The sequence below is a fragment of the Pseudomonas sp. SP16.1 genome, from assembly GCF_052682975.1.
In genome coordinates this window covers 3,852,112-3,868,473 of record NZ_JBQYFZ010000001.1, presented here as the reverse complement: position 1 = coordinate 3,868,473, position 16,362 = coordinate 3,852,112, and the positions used below count along the sequence as shown (strand labels likewise).

Sequence of the window (16,362 nt, the reverse complement as noted above, 5' to 3'; positions counted from 1 at the left end):
GGGGCGGTGCGCACGGCGCACCCTACAAGCTGCCGATCGCGGCGGCCCCGCAGGGGGGCGCCGAGCACACCAGGCCTGAGTCGTGACCGTGCGTCAGTGCGCCCGGCTTTCGTGCATGCGCGTCAGCTGGCGCTCGAGCAGCGCCGGATAGGGATCGAGCAGGCGCTCCACGCAGCTGGCCCCTTCCGGGCTGGCGATCGGGCGGATGCGCGCCCGCTGGCGCGCCAGGCTGTCCTGCGCCACGCGCTGTTCGACCAGCAGCAGGTTGCGGCTGTGCTGCGACAGCGCCAGGGCGTCCAGAACGCTATCGCTGAGCAGCAGCTCGGCCTGGCCAAGGTCGTCGAGGTCGCTGCCCAGGGTCAGACCGAGCTGCAGGTGCAGGGTGATGCCGCTGTCTGCCACCTCGATTTGCAGGGCGTGGCCCAGGGCGCGCATCAGCTCGCCGCAGCAGATGGCATGGGTCAGATAGTCCTCGCCGCATTCCTGTTCGTGAAACAGCATCAGACTGCTGCCGTCCTTGAGCGTGTGCAGCTGGCCCTGATAGAGCGCGGCGGCCTGCTCCAGGCAGCCGCGATAGCGTTCCAGCAGATCCAGCAGGCGCGTGCGCGGCAGGCGGCGCAGCTGTTCCTGAGCGCCGAGCTGGATGGCCAGCACCGCGCTGGCCTGGACCTGGCGCGGCGCCGGTGTCGCCGCTGCGGGCGCCTCGGGCTCGTCGCTGAGCCCGGCGAAGGGATCGTCCGGCTCTATCGACTCGGGCCAGGGCTCGAGCGGCTCGTCGCGCGCATCGCCCGGCTCGTGCTCGGCGAAGACGCGCTCGTCGACCACCGGCACCTCGTCGTCCAGCTCGGCGAAGGCGCCGTCGTCCTGCTCGTCCGGGTAGGCGTCGCTGTCGGCGAAGGCGGTTTCCTCGTCGAACTCCGGTTCGGGCTCGGGTTTCTCCGGCACCAGGCGCGCCTGCAGCTGGCGCGCCAGGTCGCCGATCTCGTCGTTGCGCCCGGCGCCGGGGGCGGGGTCGTCCGGGTCGCGCAGCCACAGGCGCAGCTGCAGCAGCGGGGTGGAGATATGCCGGCCGAGGCGCATGCTCAGCGACAGGGTCAGGGCCAGCAGGATCAGGCTGAGGATGCCCATGCTCTGCAGGCTGATGGTCATCGGTTGCTGGAACTGGCGCATGTCCAGGCTGATGCGCAGTTGCCCGGCCATCACTTCCTGGAAGGTGATGGGCGTGGAATACAGCCCTTCGCTCTCGCCCAGCACGCTGCGTGTCGGGCGCGCGCCGGCTTCGGCGAGGATGCGGTTGTCCACGCTGTAGATCGCGGCGTGGGCCACCAGCGGGTTCTTCGCCAGGTTGTTCAGCAGCACGTTGAGGCTGAGGATGTCGTTGGACACCAGCAGTTCGGTGGCCGAGGCGGCGGTCTGGGTGATCAGACTCTGGCCGAGGGCGTCGGCCTGCTGCTGCATGGCCTGCTTGAACTGCATGCCCATGACCCAGGCGTAGATCAGCATGGCCAGCGCCACCAGCAGCAGGCTGTGGCTGGCGATGCGCAGCACCAGGGGCACGCGCCGCTGGCGTAGGGCGTGGAAGATCAGCAGGAAGAAATTGTCGGGTTTGACGGGCGCGGGCCGGTTCACAGAGCACGGCTCTTGTCGACTGAAGTTGCCGCGCAGTATAGCGGTCGCCCTCTAGCGGGCAAAGCGGCGAGCGTGCCCGTCCGGCGCGGAAACTGGGTAGAATGTGCGCCTTTTACTCGGCCTGGCGGCCGTTCGCCGCCTCACGCCCCTAAAACGCCTACCTCGGAGGGTGCGCCTTGCGCGAAATCGTCCTGATCAACATCACCGGCGAAGACCGTCCCGGTCTTACCGCCGCCATCACCGGCGTGCTGGCCCAGGGCGGGGTGAACATCCTCGACATCGGCCAGGCGGTGATCCACGACACCCTGTCGTTCGGCATCCTCATCGAGATTCCCGACAACGCCCGCGCCCAGTCGGTGCTCAAGGACGTGCTGTTCACCGGCTACGAACTGGATCAGCAGGTGCGCTTCACCCCGGTCTCGGAGGAGGACTACCGGCAGTGGGTCGGCGGCCAGGGTAAGGCCCGGCACATCGTCACCCTGCTGACGCGCAAGGTCACCGCCGAGCAGCTGCAGCGGGTCAGCACGATCACTGCCAAGTACGGCCTGAACATCGACCATATCGACCGCCTGTCCGGACGCATGCCGCTGGATACCCCGGCCGAGCAGGGCAAGGGCTGCATCGAGTTCTCCGTGCGCGGCGAACCGGCCGACCCGGCCGCGCTGCGTGCCGAGTTCCTCAGCGTGGCGCAGGAACTCAACGTCGATATCGCCTTCCAGCGCGACTCGGTGTTCCGTCGCAACCGGCGCCTGGCGGTGTTCGACATGGACTCGACGCTGATCGAGGCCGAGGTGATCGACGAGCTGGCCAAGGCCGCCGGCGTCGGCGAGCAGGTGGCCGAGATCACCGAGCGCGCGATGCGTGGCGAGCTGGATTTCGCCGCCAGCTTCAGGGAGCGCCTGGCGCTGCTCAAGGGACTGCCGGAAACCGTGCTGGAGGGCATCGGCGCCTCGCTGCGGCTGACCGAGGGCGCCGAGACCCTGTTCGCCGAGCTGCGCCGCCTGGGCTACAAGACCGCCATCCTCTCCGGCGGTTTCACCTATTTCGCCAGGCAGCTGCAGGCCAAGCTGGGCATCGATTACGTGTTCGCCAACGAGCTGCAGATCGAGGATGGCCTGGTTACAGGCCAGGCGGTCGAGCCGATCGTCGACGCCCAGCGCAAGGCCGATCTGCTGCGCCAGCTGGCCGAGCGCGAAGGCCTGCAACTGGAGCAGACCATCGCCGTCGGCGACGGCGCCAACGACTTGCCGATGCTCGGCCTGGCCGGCCTCGGCGTGGCCTTCCGCGCCAAGCCGCTGGTCAAGCAGTCGGCCAAGCAGGCGATCTCCACCCTGGGCCTGGACGGCATTCTCTATCTGCTCGGTTTTCGCGATCGCGAAGGCCAGGAGTAACGGCGTCGCGCAGAAAAAAGCCGCCCTTGGAGGCGGCTTTTTCGTGGGCGTGGCTGTTACTCGTCGCCGGCGGAGAAGTCGTAGTCCATCGACTGGCTGGGCCCCTGCAGGTAGTAGCCCTGGATGAAGTTGACCCCGGCCTGCCAGAGGGTGGCCAGCACGCTGGCGCTCTCGACGAAGGGCACTATGGTCAGCTTGGCCTGGGCGTGCAGGCTGCCGAGCAGGGTCTTCAGCGCTTCCTGGTTCTCGGCGTTGCCCAGGTCCTGGGAGAAGGATCCGTCGATCTTGACGAAATCGAGGTGCAGGTGCTTGAGCGTGTTGAACGGGTTGAGCGCGCAGCCGAACTGGCTCAGAGCGGCCTTGCAGTGCAGCTCGGCGAGACCCTGGGTCAGCGCCTTGGCCTGCTTCAGGTAGGCGATGGCGTCCGGCTCGCTGAACTGGAACACCAGCGAGTCGGATGGCAGGCGGGCGGCCTTGAGCGCCACGCTGAGCCAGGGCAGCAGGGTCTGGTCCTGCAGGCTGGCGCTGGACAGGTGGACGAACAGACGCGTGTTGTGTCCCTTGGCGCGGTGATCGGCGAGCAGCTTGATCGAATTGAGGATGACCCAGCGATCGATCTTCTCGCCCAGGCCGGCTTCCTTGGCCGCGGCGAGGAAGTCGGCCGGCGGCACCTCTTCGCCCTGGGCGTTGAGCAGGCGCAACAGCACTTCGTAGTGCTCGTGGGAGTCGCCGCGCAAGCTGATGATCGGCTGGAACAGCAAGCGGAAACTGTTGGTCTCCAGGGCCTGCTGGACTATGGCCAGGAGATTGCCGCGGCTGGCCGCGGCGGCCAGTTCGTCGGCCGGGTTGAACAGCTTGACGGCATTGCCCTGGGCCAGCTCGTCGGCGCAGCGATGGGCGCGGTCGATGACGTCCTGGGCCTTGGCGGTCTTCTCGCTGAGCCCGGCGACCCCGATCGACAGGGTGGTCTGGGCGGTACGTCCGCTGATGTCGAACAGATGGCCCTCGACCTTCTTCAGCAGCACGGCCAGGCTGGGCTCGCAGGCTTCCGGCGTCTGGCCCGGCAGCAGGGCGGTGAACACGTCGTCGCCGAAACGCGCCAGCTGGACCTCCGCCGCAAAGTGCGCGCGCAGCAGGCCGGCCAGGTCGGTGAGCAGCAGGTCGACGCCGGCCAGGCCGATTTCCGCCTGCAGCCCGGCATAGCGGTCGACGCGTACGTAGGCCAGGGTCGCCGGCTGGCCGGCATTGACCGCACGCTCGGCGGCGGCGTCCATCAGTTCGAGGAAGTGGGTGCGATTGAACAGACCGGTGACCAGGTCCTGACTGCTGATCTCGCGCAGCTTCTCTTCCAGTTCCGCGTTGGAGGTCTTCGCCCGGATCACCACCTGGATGCACGGCTCGCCGTCGTAGGTGGCCGGGGAAAAGCTCATCTGCGCCGGGAAGCAGCCGCCGTCGGCGCGCATGCCCTGGCAGGCGAGCTCCGCGTTGCCTTCGGCGCTCTGGTAGTTCTTCAGAAAGTCCTTGAACGTTCCCTGGTCGGCGCTGGCGATCAGGTCGATCATCGGCATGCCTTCGAGCTCGTCGCCGTCCTCGTACTTGAACAGCTCCAGATAGGCGCGGTTGGCATAGATGTGCATGCCGTCATGCACATAGGTGATGGCGTCCACCGAGCTTTCCAGCAGCAACTGGCAGCGTTTCTCCGCCTCGCGCAGGGCCACCTCGGCGGCGCGGCGGGCGCGGCGCTCCTCGAGGTTGGCCAGCTCGCGCTTGGCCACCAGCACCAGGCGCTCGTCCTCGCCCTGCGGCACGGCGTCCTGGGCGCCGATCAGCAGCGCTTCGGTGATGCTTTCGGAGTCGTTGCCCTCGACCAGCTGCAGCACCGGAAGATCCTTGGCCTGGCGGCGAATTGCGGTGATCGCCTCGCTCGGCTCGAGCTGCTCGCTATGCGGCGCGCAAATCAGCAGGTCCCAGGTCTGTTGCAGGATCTCGGCGAGATCTTCGCTGGAGGTGAGTCGGTGGACGCGAGTGGCGTGCCCGGCATTGCGGAACAGACTGACCAAGCGCTCGGCCTCGTTCTGCGAATCCTCGAGAATCAGCAGGCGGATGGTTTTTCTTTCGATGGCCATAGGGTGGGGTCAATACCGCGCCGAACAGGCGCGAAAGGGCGGCAAATAATGATGGGGCCGGAGCCTACAGCGACTTCCAGAGTGAGTCAAAATCTTCCTCCCCGGTCGGGCGAGGGCTGTGCGAGGCTGTGATCGGTTTCCTGGCGGCCCCTTCGTCGGCGCTGACGCGGCGGTATTCGAACTGGTTGAAACTGCCGGTGCTGGCCTGTTTGCGGGTCAGCACTGCACGGTGCTCCTCGCCATGGTCGTTGATCAGCACCCGGCTGCCTTCCTGGAACGGCAGGCGCGGGGTGATCAGGCTGGCCGGGCGCGAGATGGCGGCGATTTCCGGTAGCAGCAGGGCGCGTAGATACTGGCTGTTCTGCTCGGCCTTGCGCAGCAATTGCAGGCCACAGGGCAGCGCGTGCGGGGCGATCAGCTCGATGCCCATCTGCGTTCCGCCACCGCGCACCTGGCGAATCCAGCGCACGATGGCCACGCTCCAGCCCTGGTTGGGGCTGTCCTGGATGCCGAGCAGCTCGCCGGCCTGCAGTTGACCGGGTACGTCCTTGGGCCATGACAGGCAATAGCCGCCGGGGCTGTGGTTGACGATGGCCAGCGTGTAGGTGGGATAGCTCTCGCCATCGCTATCGGCCTGCTCCGGCTGCTGCTCGCCGACGCCGGCCTTGCTGTACTGGATTTCCTCGAAATGGAAGCCTTCGCTGGGGATGCGCTGGGCGTCGAAGGCCCTGGCCCAGACATCGGGCTCGCCGCCGGCCGGTTTGAATACCGCGGCGCCGATTTCGCTGGGGCGCTTGAGCAGGTCGCCGAACGACTGTTCGCCGGCGAGGAAGAAATGCAGCGCGCTCATGCCGATGCACAGGCTCAGGCTGCCCTGACCGGCGGTGCGCTGGAAGGTGCGCTCGGCGATGTCGCCCCAGGCGGCGGCGACGTGTTGCAGCAGGTCCAGGCTCATCCCTTCTGGCACCGTCAGTCGCGAGTTGCCGCGCTCGTCTTCGGGCAACTCGAGATACTGCTTGATCGCCTGTACCAGCGGCTGCGGATCGATCCCCAGCAAGTTGTGCAGCTCGGCATCGGGGTACAACGACTTGTAGCGTGGCGGCCCGTCGACCTGCGGGGCGAGGACGAACAGGCTGCTCGGCAGGTCGCCGGCCTGCAGCTTGACCAGGGCACTCCAGGGCTCGAGGGCCTCGGCCAGGCGGGCGATGCTGTGCTGGCGCATCTGGTTGGTGCGTGCGCACCCCAGTAGCAGGGCGATCAGGTAGCACTGCTCGCTGCTCAGTCCCGTCGAGTAGCGCGCCAGCGGGTCGCGGATGGCCTGGCGCTGCAGGCCCTTCTCGCGGGCGATCTGGTATAGCTGGTGCAACTCCAGCCATAGTCCCTCGGGTACCGGGCAGTACAGTTGGCTGGCCCGCAGCAGCGGGTTGCACAGGCTATGGCTGGCGCGCTGCAGGGCGATCGCGAGCAGTTGTTCGCGCTCCTTGCCACCGCGCTTCATGACGCGCGCGATGATCAGCTTGTAGCCGACAGCCAGGTGGTTCTGCAGCGCCTGGCACAGGTTGGCGACCTTGCGCGGACGCTCGTCGAGGACGATGGCCTGGCTGAGGAAATGACGCTCGAGGTGCTGGCAGACGAAGTGCACTTCCGGACGCAGCAGCTCGAGCAGGTGCAGGCGATTTTCCGAAGTGGTGAGGAACTGGTTGAGTTCGACCAGGCTCTGGTACAGCTGGCGCGCGGTTTCGCCGAGATTGGCCTTGGGCAGGGCGGCGATCCAGCGTTTGAGATCGCGGGGGCTGCCGTCGCAAAAGCTCAGGCCGGGCTGGCTCGGGGTGGGAACGCGCAACAGTTGCAGGTGGAGACTCTGTTTATCCATCGAACTCGGATGCTTCGGCCACGCTGGGGCGTGCGGCTCTGGTGATAGTCTGTCGAACTCTAGCAGCATCTCATCGCGGTCGCAGCCCATCCGGGGATGGGCCGGCGCTGTGTGATACAGACTTGTGACCAGGTCGTGAGCGGGCGGGTTCAGTCGCCCCGGGGTTCGTCAGGTTCGGGCGTTGCCCAGCGCCTGGCCCATGCGCACCTTGCTGCAGGTGTCCAGGCTGTCGAGCCACTGCACCCGCTGCGGGCCGAACAGCACGATGGCGGTGGAGCCCAGCTTGAAGCGCCCCAGCTCCGCGCCCTTGGCCAGCTCGATGGGCGCGCGGGATGCGGCGTCGTAGCGGGTGCTCCTGAGCTCGCGCTTGGGTGGCGTGACCAGCCCGGCCCATACCGTCTCGACGCTGGCGACTATCATCGCGCCGACCAGCACCACGGCCATCGGTCCGTGCTCGGTATCGAACAGGCAGACCACGCGCTCGTTGCGGGCGAACAGCTCGGGGACGTTTTCCGCGGTGGTCTGGTTGACCGAGAACAGCTTGCCCGGGACGTAGATCATTTCCTTCAGGGTGCCGGCCACCGGCATGTGCACGCGGTGATAGTCCTGCGGCGACAGGTACACGGTGGCGAATTCGCCGCCCATGAAGGGGGCGGCCGTATCGGCATCGCCGCCGAGCAGTTCCAGGACGCTGAAGCTGTGGCCCTTGGCCTGGAAGATGCGGCCGTGCTCGATGGCGCCGAGCTGGCTGATGGTGCCGTCGGCAGGGCTGAGGATCGCGCCTGGTGTGGCGTCCAGCGGCCTGGCCTGCTCCTTCAGGGCGCGGGTGAAGAAGGCGTTGAAGTGCTCGTAGGCGGTCAGGTCCTCGACCAGCGCCTGGCTCATGTCGACCTGGTAGTGCTTGGCGAACAGCTTGATGAGGATGTTCTTCAGCCAGCTGATGCGGCATTCGGCGAGGCAGCCGACCAGCCGCGACAGCAGGTGGTGGGGCAGCAGGTACTGGCTGAGGATAAAGAGGCGTTGTTTCATCGTGGTTCCTTGAGGACTCGGGGGCCGGTGCGGACGAGGCGAGCGGCTCCCAGACGGTTTTCGGCGGTTCAGCGTTCGACCGGGGTGTCGGGCAGATTGCCCCACTCCGACCAGGAGCCGGCATAGGCCTTCACCCGCGGATAGCCCAGCGCCTTGGCCACCAGGTAGGTGAAGCCGGAGCGGCGATGGGTCTGGCAGTGAGTGATCACTTCCTTGTCCGGGGTGATGCCGAGGCTGTGCAGCACCTCGGCGATATCTTCGCGGATGCGCAGGTCGCGCTGCGGGTCCATGCCGGCGGTCCATTCGAAGTTGACTGCGCCGGGGATATGGCCGCCGCGCGCCGCGCTGAGCTTCTCGCCGCGAAACTCCTCTGGTGCGCGTGCGTCCCAGATCGCCAGGTCGGCGGCGCCCAGGCGCGCTTGCAGATAGGCGCAATCGGCCGTCGGCGCATCGTCGAGGGTCAGTTGCACGTGGCCGGCGAGCGGTGCCGGCACGGCCTGGCTCAGCTCGCGTCCTTCGCCGATCCAGGCCCGCAGGCCGCCGTTGAGGAAGTGGTAGTGGCGGTGGCCGATCACGTCGAGCAACCAGATGAAGCGACCGGCCCAGCCCCCGCCCTCGTCGTCATAGACGACGTAGATGGCGTCGGCGCGGTGGCCCAGTTCGCCGAACAGCGCCTCGATTTGCGCCAGCGGCGGGAGCAGTCCGGGAGCGGGGGGCTGCCCCAGCTGCGTGCGTTTGCTGTCGACCCAGCGCGCGCCGGGGATGTGCCCGGCGGCATAGCGCGCCGCGCCGCTGAGGTCGACCAGGATCAGCTCGGGAGCGTCGAGGCGGCTGGCCAGCTCGGCGGGCTCGATGACCAGCGGCAGATTGGCGAAGGCGGGCATCGAGGCCTCCATCTATGAAAAGGAGGCTGATTGTAGCGGAAAGCATCGGCTGCGCGCGTGGCATCGCGCGCAGGGCTCAGCGAGGGCGTCTGGCGAAGCTGGTCAGGGCGCGCTCGATGCACTGCACGGTCTTGCCGAACGCCTGCAGGCTGCGCTCGTCGAGCGGCTGGCCGGCCTGGTCCGCGACCAGCAGCATCACCACCCGGCCGTTGCTGGCCAGCGAGCGCAGCAGCAGGTGTTCGCCGGGGAACAGCGCTTTCAGGCTGCCCGGCAGCAGGGCGGAGAACTGGGCGATATTGGCCGGGCTCAGGCGCAGCTGGCCGGGCTCGGCGAGCAGCCGGCGCAGCACTTGGCTCTGTGCCGGGTCAAGGCTCAGGGCGCTGGCGCCCGGCTGCAGGCCCGCCTGCTGCTGGGCCTGCAGGCGGCTGTGCTGACGGTCGGCGAGCAGCAGCAGTACCCGGTTCAGGCCGCTGGCTTGCACGGCGTCGCGGGCGCAGGCGGTCAGCTGCTGGACATTGGCGAAGGCGCTGGGCTCGGCCAGCAGGCGCGCGCAGTGCCGGCGCCAGTCGACGAGATTGTCGGGCTTGGCCAGCGGGCGGGGCGGCAGAGGTTGCAGGCGGCGCGCGTCCCAGGGCCAGAGCAGCGCCTGCGCCGGGTGCCAGAGCGCGGCGTCCTGGCTCAGGCGCGCGCTGCTCACCGCCTGCTGATGGACTTGCTGCTGCACCTCGCCCAGCGGCAGCTGCAGGTAGAGGCCGGTGAAGCGCTGCCAGCGCAGGCTGTGCGGAGCGTTCCAGGCGTGATGCGCCGACAGCGCCAGGCCGTTGGCCAGCAGGATGCAGTTGCTCGGCTGGGTCACCCAGCGGCGCAACGGGATATCGGCGTCGAGCAATTGCTGCTGGTGCAACGGGTGCTCGTTGTCGCGGGCGATGTGCAGCGCCCTGACCAGCAGGCGGCGATCGCGTTCGAGCAGGCGGTAGCCCTGCACTATCCACTCCGGCAGGCGCCAGCGCTCGGCCAGTTGCAGGCACAGGGCGATGAGTGGCACGCCGAGCAGCTCATGCTCCACCCTGGCCGGCCGCTCGCCCTTGAGCAGCACGCGCTGTTCCCAGGCCTCGAACAGCTGCGGATGGGCGCACAGCAGCGGCCAGAGCGGGGCGAGAAACAGCAGGCTGCAGCCGTGCAGCTCGTTCCACAGGCGCGCCAGACGTGCGCCGAACAGGCCGCGCGCCTGCTGGCTGGCATGCTGGCTGACCAGCAGTATCTGCCGCAGGGCCAGGGGTATCTCGCTCTCGGGCAGCGCCGGCGCCTGGTTGAGCAGCGCCTCGCAGCGCTTCAGGCCGAGGCGGGCGAGGGCCGTTTCCAGGCTGTCGGCCGGATCGCTGAGGCTGCCGCCGGCCTGGTTGGCCTCGCGCAGCACCTGCAGGGCGAAGGTGGGGCTGAGTTCGATGGCGTCGGCGATCTCGCGCCAGGTTCTGCGGTTGTCACCGAGGATGCGGCGCAGGCGCGCATGCTGCTCCTGCTCGATGGGCAGGGGTAGCTTGGCCAGCTGTTGCAACCAGGCGTCGAGACTGCGCGGCAGAGGCTTTGGCGTGGACATGTGGGTTGAGCCGAACTGGCTTTTGACCTTAACTGGCTATAGTCTGGCGTATAAGTTCCGATAATTAGAAGGGTTGTTTTTAATAACCCTCTCTCCTGGCTCTGCAAGCATCCTTTCTATGGCAAAAATCATCGGCATCATTGTGGTACTGGGCTGCGTGTTCGGCGGCTTCGTGCTGTCCGGCGGGCAACTGATGGCCCTGGTCCACCCTTTCGAGATTCTGATCATCGGCGGTGCGGCGCTCGGCGGCTTCCTCCAGGCCAACCCGGGCAGCATGTTCATGACGGTGTTCAAGAAGTCGGTGAGCATGTTCGGCACGCGCTTCACCCATACCTATTACCTCGAGGTGCTCAAGCTGCTCTACGAGATCCTCAACAAGAGCCGTCGCGAGGGCATGATGGCCATCGAGGCGGATGTCGAGGACCCCAATGCCAGCCCGATCTTCAGCAAATATCCGGGGGTGCTCAAGGATGCGCGGATGACCGCGTTCATCTGCGACTACCTGCGCATCATGTCTTCCGGCAACATGGCGCCGCACGAGCTGGAGGGCCTGTTCGACATGGAGCTGGCCAGTTTCAAGGAGGAGGTGGAGCACCCCGCCCACGCGGTAGCCAAGGTCGCCGACGGCCTGCCGGCCATGGGTATCGTCGCCGCCGTGTTGGGGATCGTGATCACCATGTCGATCCTCGCCGAGGCGGACAACGCGCAGATCGGCGAGAAGGTCGCCACCGCGCTGGTCGGTACCTTCCTCGGCATCCTCGCCTCCTACGGCTTCTTCGGCCCGCTGTCGACGGCGCTGGAGCACGACGCCAAGGAGGAGGTCAACCTCTACGAGGCGATCAAGGCGACCCTGGTGGCCTCGGCCTCGGGTATGCCGCCGAGCCTGGCGGTGGAGTTCGGTCGCAAGGTGCTGTTTCCGGCACACCGGCCAAGCTTCATTGAGCTCGAACAGGCCGTGCGCGGAAACTGAGTCGTGGAAAACAACCAGCCGATCATCGTCAAACGCGGCAAGAAGGTCGCCGGCGGGCACCACGGTGGCGCCTGGAAGCTCGCCTTCGCCGACTTCGCCACGGCGATGATGGCGTTCTTCCTGGTGATGTGGCTGATGTCCTCGGCCACTCCGGAGCAGAAGAAGGCCATTTCCGGCTATTTCCAGGACCCCATCGGTTTCACCGAGAGCGCCAGCCCGCATGCCGTCGACCTCGGCGGCTCGCCGACGCCGGCCCCGGAGCGCACGCTCAATCCGGAAATCCAGGACCTGACCGACAGCCCGGACGTGGAGATCGACCCCGATCAGGTCGAAACGCTTGCCGACAAGCTCGAGCGCGAGCGCCTCGAGCTGCTGCTGCAGGAGCTGCAGAACAAGGTGGAGGAGAACCCCGAGTTGCAGCGCTTCAAGGACCAGATCCTGTTCGAGATCACCCAGGACGGCCTGCGCATCCAGATCATGGACGCCGAGAACCGCCCCATGTTCGCCCTCGGTAGCGCCAACCTGCAGCCCTATTTCGAGGACATCCTGCTGGCCATGGCCGATACCATCCGCGCGGTGCCGAACAAGATCAGCGTCAGCGGCCATACCGACGCCAAGCCTTTCGCCGGTCGTGGCGATTTCGGCAACTGGGAACTGTCGGCCAACCGTGCCAATGCCGCGCGGCGCACCCTGATCGCCGGCGGCTACGCCGAGGAACAGGTGGCGCGGGTGGTCGGCTACGCCTCTTCGGCGCTGTTCGACCGCGAGGACCCCTTCAATCCGGTCAACCGGCGCATCGACATCATCGTGCTGACCAAGAAGGCGCAGCGCGCCATCGAGGGCGAGCAGGGCGGCGACGAGGCCCAGCCGGCGGCACCGGCCGACGCTGCGCCGGGCGCGCCTGCAGCGAGCCAGTCGCTACCGTCCGAGCAGGTGCGCGAACGCCTGAACATCTTCGAGGACGGTGCGCTGCAGTTCGATCAGCCGGTCGACCAATAGGGCGTCAGCGCCGACCCGTTCACCGCCGCTCAATATTCGTCTGCGGGCAGGCTGGCCAGGATATGCCGGTAGCTGGCCATGCGCTGCGGCTGGATGCGCCCGTCCTCCAGCGCCTGCAGCAGTGCGCAGCCCGGCTCGCGATCATGCTTGCAGTCGCGGAAGCGGCAGCGCCCGAGCAGCTCGTGGAACTCGATAAAGCCGGCCTCGACGTCGTCGCGGCTGACATGGCCGAGGCCGAACTCGCGGATGCCGGGCGAGTCGATCAGCTGGCCGCCGCCGGGAAAGTGGAACAGTCGCGCGGTGGTGGTGGTGTGGGTGCCCTTGCCGGTCAGCTCCGACAGCGCGCCGACGCGGGTATCGACCCCGGGCAGCAGGCTGTTGACCAGTGACGACTTGCCCACCCCGGACTGGCCGACGAACACGCTGACGTGGCCGTCCAGGCGTTTCTTCAGCTGCTCCATGCCGTCGCCCTGATGGGCCGAGACCTCCAGCAGCGGGTAGCCAAGCTGGCGGTAGACGCCGAGCAGGGCGTCGAGCGCGACCTGGTTCTGCGCATCGATCAGGTCGGCCTTGTTCAGTAGCAGCAACGGGCGGATGCCAGCGTGCTCGGCGGCCACCAGATAACGGTCGATCAGGTTGGCGTGCGGCTCGGGCAGTGGGGCGAAGACGATGACGATCTGATCGACGTTGGCCGCCACCGGCTTGAGCGCGCCGCGCATGTCCGGTCGGCACAGCTCGCTGTTTCTCGGCAGCTGCGCGACTATCACGCCGTCGCCCTGGTTGCCGGCGCGCCACACCACCTGGTCGCCGGTGACCAGCGCCGGCAGGTTGGCGCGCAGGTGGCAACGGTAGGTCTGGCCGGCCAGCTCGCCCTGCAGCGCCTCGATCTCCACCTGCACGCCGAAGTGGGCGATCACCAGGCCGGTCTGCTCCGGACCCAGGTCGCCGCCTTCCAGGGCCTCCACCGCGCGCGATTCGCGCTTGGCGGCGCGCGCCGCGCGTTCGCCCTGGATCTTTTCGATGCGCCAGCTCTGGCGGCGGTTGAGTTGGCGTTTGGCCATGGGGATTCCGAGTGGGTAGAGTTGCCGGGAAACAAGCCGCGCGAGTTTAGCACGGGCGTTGCGGCATCGATTTGGGCTTCAGGAGTGGGGATGAACGAGAATCAGGAGGCGCTGCGGCGACCGTGGCGACGGGTACTGCTGGCCCAGGGGCTGGCCGTCGTTGCGCTGCTGGCGGCGGTCTATCTGCTGGCGCTGCTGTCGCCGCTGCGCCTGTCGCTGTGGCTGGCGGCGCTGTTGCAGGGCGCTCTGGCGGCGGCCATCGGCTGGCGCCTGGGGCTGTCGCGCTGGTGGCTGTGGATCAACCTGGCGTTCCTGCCGGCGCTATGGCTGCTGCAGCAGGCGGCGCTGCCGGGCTGGCTCTACCTGCTGGGGTTCGCCCTGCTGTTGCTGGTCAACTGGAACAGCCTGGGCGAGCGGGTGCCGCTCTACCTCAGCGGCAGGCGCGCGCGCCAGCAGCTGGGCGAGTGGCTGGCGGCGCGCGAGCAGCCGGCGCATTTCGTCGACCTCGGCTGCGGCGCCGCCGGCACCCTGCTGCACCTGGCGCGGCGCTTCCCGCGCGGGCGCTTCATCGGCGTCGAGAGCGCGCCCTTGTTGTTTCTGCTGGCCTGGCTGCGCTGCCTGTCGCAGGGCAACTGTAGCATCCGCTACCAGAGCCTGTGGCACACCCAGCTGGCGCCGTTCGATGCCGTCTACTGCTTCCTCTCGCCGGTTCCGATGCCGCGCCTGTGGGCCAAGGCGTGCAGCGAGATGGCGCCCGGCAGCTGGTTGATCAGCAACAGTTTCGCCATCCCCGGGGTGGCGCCCGATGCACGGTGCGAACTCGGCGAGGGGCGGCAGACCGAGTTGCTGTTCTGGCAGATGGGCGGCGCCGATATCCGTTAGCAGGCCGTTTAAAAATGTTGGCGAGGCAGCCAGCGCAAGGCAAAAACAGGCAAGGACGCGGAGTTTACGAGCTGTAAATGAGCAGTCCGAGCCTGTTTTTAACGCGGCGATGGCAACGCAGGTAGTTTTTCAACAGCCTGTTAGACTTGCCGCCTGAGCCAAGGAGCCCTCCACCATGCAGAACCCCAACAACTTGATCTGGATCGACCTGGAAATGACCGGCCTGGAGCCGGAGCGGGATGTGATCATCGAGATGGCCACCATCGTCACCGACAGCGAACTGAACGTGCTGGCCGAGGGCCCGGTGATCGCCGTTCACCAGAGCGACGCGGCGCTGGCCGCGATGGACGAGTGGAACACCCGCACCCATGGCCAGAGCGGCCTGACCCAGCGCGTGCGCGAGAGCCGCATCGACACCGCGACGGCCGAGGCGCAGACCCTCGCCTTCCTCGAACAATGGGTGCCCAAGGGTGCCTCGCCGATCTGCGGCAACAGCATCGGCCAGGACCGGCGCTTCCTCTACAAGTACATGCCCAATCTTGAAGCCTACTTCCACTATCGCTACCTGGACGTCTCGACCCTGAAGATCCTCGCCGGCATGTGGGCGCCGCAGGTCCGGGACAGCTTCCAGAAGACCGCCACCCACCAGGCGCTGGACGATATCCGCGAGTCCATCGCCGAGCTGCGTCATTACCGCGAGCATTTCCTCAAGGTCTGAGCCGGGCGCAGGGCGGGGCGCCGGCAGGCTGGCGCTGAGTCTAGCGCAGCCCAGTTGCAGGGATGGCGCGTTGGGCTGCGGCGCTGCGCGCCTCAACCCAACCCACGGTCCTGGTGCCGCGCCAGCGCCCACTCGACATGCTCGCGCACCAGCTCGGACGGATGCTCGCGCCTCGCCTGCAGCGCCTCGAGCACCGGGATGGTCGAGGGCGCATTGCCCAGTCCCACGGCCAGGTTGCGCAGCCAGCGCTCGTAGCCGGCGCGGCGCAGCGGGGAACCTTCGGTACGGCTGAGAAACTCCTCTTCGGTCCACAGGAACAGCTCGGCCAGGCCGGCGTTGTCCAGGCCGTGCCGCGGCTGGAAGTCGCCCTGTTCGGTGGGGCGGGCGAAGCGGTTCCACGGACAGACGATCTGGCAGTCGTCGCAGCCGAACACCCGATTGCCGATGGGCTCACGCAGTTCGACCGGAATCGACCCCTTCAGCTCGATGGTGAGATACGAGATGCAGCGCCGTGCATCCAGCATATAGGGGCCGACGAAGGCGGCGGTCGGGCAGATGTCCAGGCAGGCGCTGCAGCGTCCGCAATGCTCGCTGCCGTGTGGCGCATCGACCGGCAGCGGCAGGTCGACGAACAGCTCGCCGAGGAAGAAATAGCTGCCGGCCTTGCGGTTGAGCACCAGGGTGTTCTTGCCGATCCAGCCGAGGCCGGCTTGCTCGGCGATGGCCTTCTCCAGCACCGGCGCGCTGTCGACGAAGGCGCGGTAGCCGAACGGCCCTATCGCCGCCTGGATGCGTTCGGCCAGTTGCTGCAGGCGCTTGCGGATCAGCTTGTGGTAGTCGCGGCCCAGCGCGTAGCGCGACACATAGGCTTTCTCCGGCTCGGCCAGGCGCCGGGCCATCTGCGTGTCGCCGGGCAGGTAGTCCATCCGCAGCGAGAGCACGCGCAGGGTGCCCGGCACCAGCTGGTCCGGGTGCGAGCGTTTGCTGCCGTGGGCCGCCATATAGTCCATCTCGCCCTGGTGGCCGGCGGCCAGCCAGCGTTCGAGGTGCGCCTCATGCTCGCCCAGTTCGACACCGGCGATGCCCACCTGCTGGAAGCCCAGCTCGCGGCCCCAGTCCTTGATCGACTGGGCGAGGGCGTTGAGATCGGGCATGGGATCGGACATGTGACGGGCGCGAACGATGGAGGTGGGTATAATTCTG

At 67.5% G+C, this 16,362-nt stretch carries 13 protein-coding genes; 5 read left to right on the top strand and 8 right to left on the bottom strand.

Translation table 11 applies throughout. The features are described from left to right. Positions 1-93: 93 nt before the first annotated feature. Positions 94-1,629, bottom strand: a complete 1,536-nt coding sequence (locus tag ACUTAF_RS18375; RefSeq protein ID WP_445581312.1) for an AhpA/YtjB family protein — start codon at positions 1,627-1,629, stop codon at positions 94-96. Positions 1,630-1,805: 176 nt separating this feature from the next. Between ACUTAF_RS18375 and serB the strand changes: the two genes are divergently transcribed. Further along, entirely contained in the window at positions 1,806-3,020 is a 1,215-nt protein-coding gene (gene serB / locus ACUTAF_RS18370) for a phosphoserine phosphatase SerB (protein WP_445581311.1), read from the top strand. Positions 3,021-3,076: 56 nt separating this feature from the next. Here the strand turns inward: serB and ACUTAF_RS18365 are convergent, their stop codons facing one another. The 5 genes from ACUTAF_RS18365 to ACUTAF_RS18345 form a co-directional block, all read right to left on the bottom strand. After that, positions 3,077-5,146: an EAL domain-containing response regulator gene (locus ACUTAF_RS18365; RefSeq protein ID WP_445581310.1), complete on the bottom strand. Its 2,070-nt coding sequence runs from the start codon at positions 5,144-5,146 to the stop codon at positions 3,077-3,079. Positions 5,147-5,210: 64 nt separating this feature from the next. Further along, positions 5,211-7,019: a molecular chaperone gene (locus ACUTAF_RS18360; protein ID WP_445581309.1), complete on the bottom strand. Its 1,809-nt coding sequence runs from the start codon at positions 7,017-7,019 to the stop codon at positions 5,211-5,213. 168 nt (positions 7,020-7,187) lie between these two features. After that, positions 7,188-8,048, bottom strand: coding sequence for an archaetidylserine decarboxylase (asd, locus tag ACUTAF_RS18355; RefSeq protein WP_445581308.1), 861 nt, complete (start codon positions 8,046-8,048; stop codon positions 7,188-7,190). Between the two features lie 68 nt (positions 8,049-8,116). After that, a complete protein-coding gene (locus ACUTAF_RS18350) occupies positions 8,117-8,932 on the bottom strand; it encodes a rhodanese-like domain-containing protein (RefSeq protein WP_445581307.1) in 816 nt (271 codons plus the stop codon). 76 nt (positions 8,933-9,008) lie between these two features. Beyond that, a complete protein-coding gene (locus ACUTAF_RS18345) occupies positions 9,009-10,529 on the bottom strand; it encodes an HDOD domain-containing protein (RefSeq protein ID WP_445581306.1) in 1,521 nt (506 codons plus the stop codon). Positions 10,530-10,647: 118 nt separating this feature from the next. On the opposite strand from ACUTAF_RS18345, the gene motA reads away from it, so the two are divergent. Both motA and motB read left to right on the top strand, forming a co-directional pair. Continuing rightward, entirely contained in the window at positions 10,648-11,499 is an 852-nt protein-coding gene (motA, locus tag ACUTAF_RS18340; RefSeq protein ID WP_445581305.1) for a flagellar motor stator protein MotA, read from the top strand. 3 nt (positions 11,500-11,502) lie between these two features. After that, positions 11,503-12,498 carry a flagellar motor protein MotB gene (gene motB / locus ACUTAF_RS18335; RefSeq protein WP_445581304.1) on the top strand — a complete coding sequence of 332 codons (996 nt, stop codon included), beginning with the start codon at positions 11,503-11,505 and terminating at the stop codon, positions 12,496-12,498. A gap of 29 nt (positions 12,499-12,527) precedes the next feature. Here motB and rsgA read toward each other — a convergent pair whose 3' ends face one another. Next, the gene (rsgA, locus tag ACUTAF_RS18330; RefSeq protein ID WP_445581303.1) at positions 12,528-13,559 is read right to left on the bottom strand and encodes a small ribosomal subunit biogenesis GTPase RsgA; all 1,032 of its coding nucleotides are present in this window, start codon (positions 13,557-13,559) and stop codon (positions 12,528-12,530) included. Between the two features lie 90 nt (positions 13,560-13,649). On the opposite strand from rsgA, the gene ACUTAF_RS18325 reads away from it, so the two are divergent. Together ACUTAF_RS18325 and orn are read left to right on the top strand one after the other, a co-directional pair. Beyond that, positions 13,650-14,441: a class I SAM-dependent methyltransferase gene (locus tag ACUTAF_RS18325; protein WP_445581302.1), complete on the top strand. Its 792-nt coding sequence runs from the start codon at positions 13,650-13,652 to the stop codon at positions 14,439-14,441. Positions 14,442-14,616: 175 nt separating this feature from the next. Continuing rightward, positions 14,617-15,159: an oligoribonuclease gene (gene orn / locus ACUTAF_RS18320; RefSeq protein ID WP_445581301.1), complete on the top strand. Its 543-nt coding sequence runs from the start codon at positions 14,617-14,619 to the stop codon at positions 15,157-15,159. 92 nt (positions 15,160-15,251) lie between these two features. On the opposite strand, the gene queG is transcribed toward orn, so the two are convergent. Beyond that, a complete protein-coding gene (gene queG / locus ACUTAF_RS18315; protein ID WP_445581300.1) occupies positions 15,252-16,325 on the bottom strand; it encodes a tRNA epoxyqueuosine(34) reductase QueG in 1,074 nt (357 codons plus the stop codon). Positions 16,326-16,362 lie beyond the last annotated feature (37 nt).

Excerpts from the sequence above, each read along its gene's own strand:
- ACUTAF_RS18365 (WP_445581310.1), bottom strand. The coding sequence starts at position 5,146 with ATGGCCATCGAAAGAAAAACCATCCGCCTGCTGATTCTCGAGGATTCG.
- ACUTAF_RS18360 (WP_445581309.1), bottom strand. The coding sequence starts at position 7,019 with ATGGATAAACAGAGTCTCCACCTGCAACTGTTGCGCGTTCCCACCCCG.
- asd (WP_445581308.1), bottom strand. The coding sequence starts at position 8,048 with ATGAAACAACGCCTCTTTATCCTCAGCCAGTACCTGCTGCCCCACCAC.
- ACUTAF_RS18350 (WP_445581307.1), bottom strand. The coding sequence starts at position 8,932 with ATGCCCGCCTTCGCCAATCTGCCGCTGGTCATCGAGCCCGCCGAGCTG.
- ACUTAF_RS18345 (WP_445581306.1), bottom strand. The coding sequence starts at position 10,529 with ATGTCCACGCCAAAGCCTCTGCCGCGCAGTCTCGACGCCTGGTTGCAA.
- motA (WP_445581305.1), top strand. The coding sequence starts at position 10,648 with ATGGCAAAAATCATCGGCATCATTGTGGTACTGGGCTGCGTGTTCGGC.
- rsgA (WP_445581303.1), bottom strand. The coding sequence starts at position 13,559 with ATGGCCAAACGCCAACTCAACCGCCGCCAGAGCTGGCGCATCGAAAAG.
- ACUTAF_RS18325 (WP_445581302.1), top strand. The coding sequence starts at position 13,650 with ATGAACGAGAATCAGGAGGCGCTGCGGCGACCGTGGCGACGGGTACTG.
- orn (WP_445581301.1), top strand. The coding sequence starts at position 14,617 with ATGCAGAACCCCAACAACTTGATCTGGATCGACCTGGAAATGACCGGC.
- queG (WP_445581300.1), bottom strand. The coding sequence starts at position 16,325 with ATGTCCGATCCCATGCCCGATCTCAACGCCCTCGCCCAGTCGATCAAG.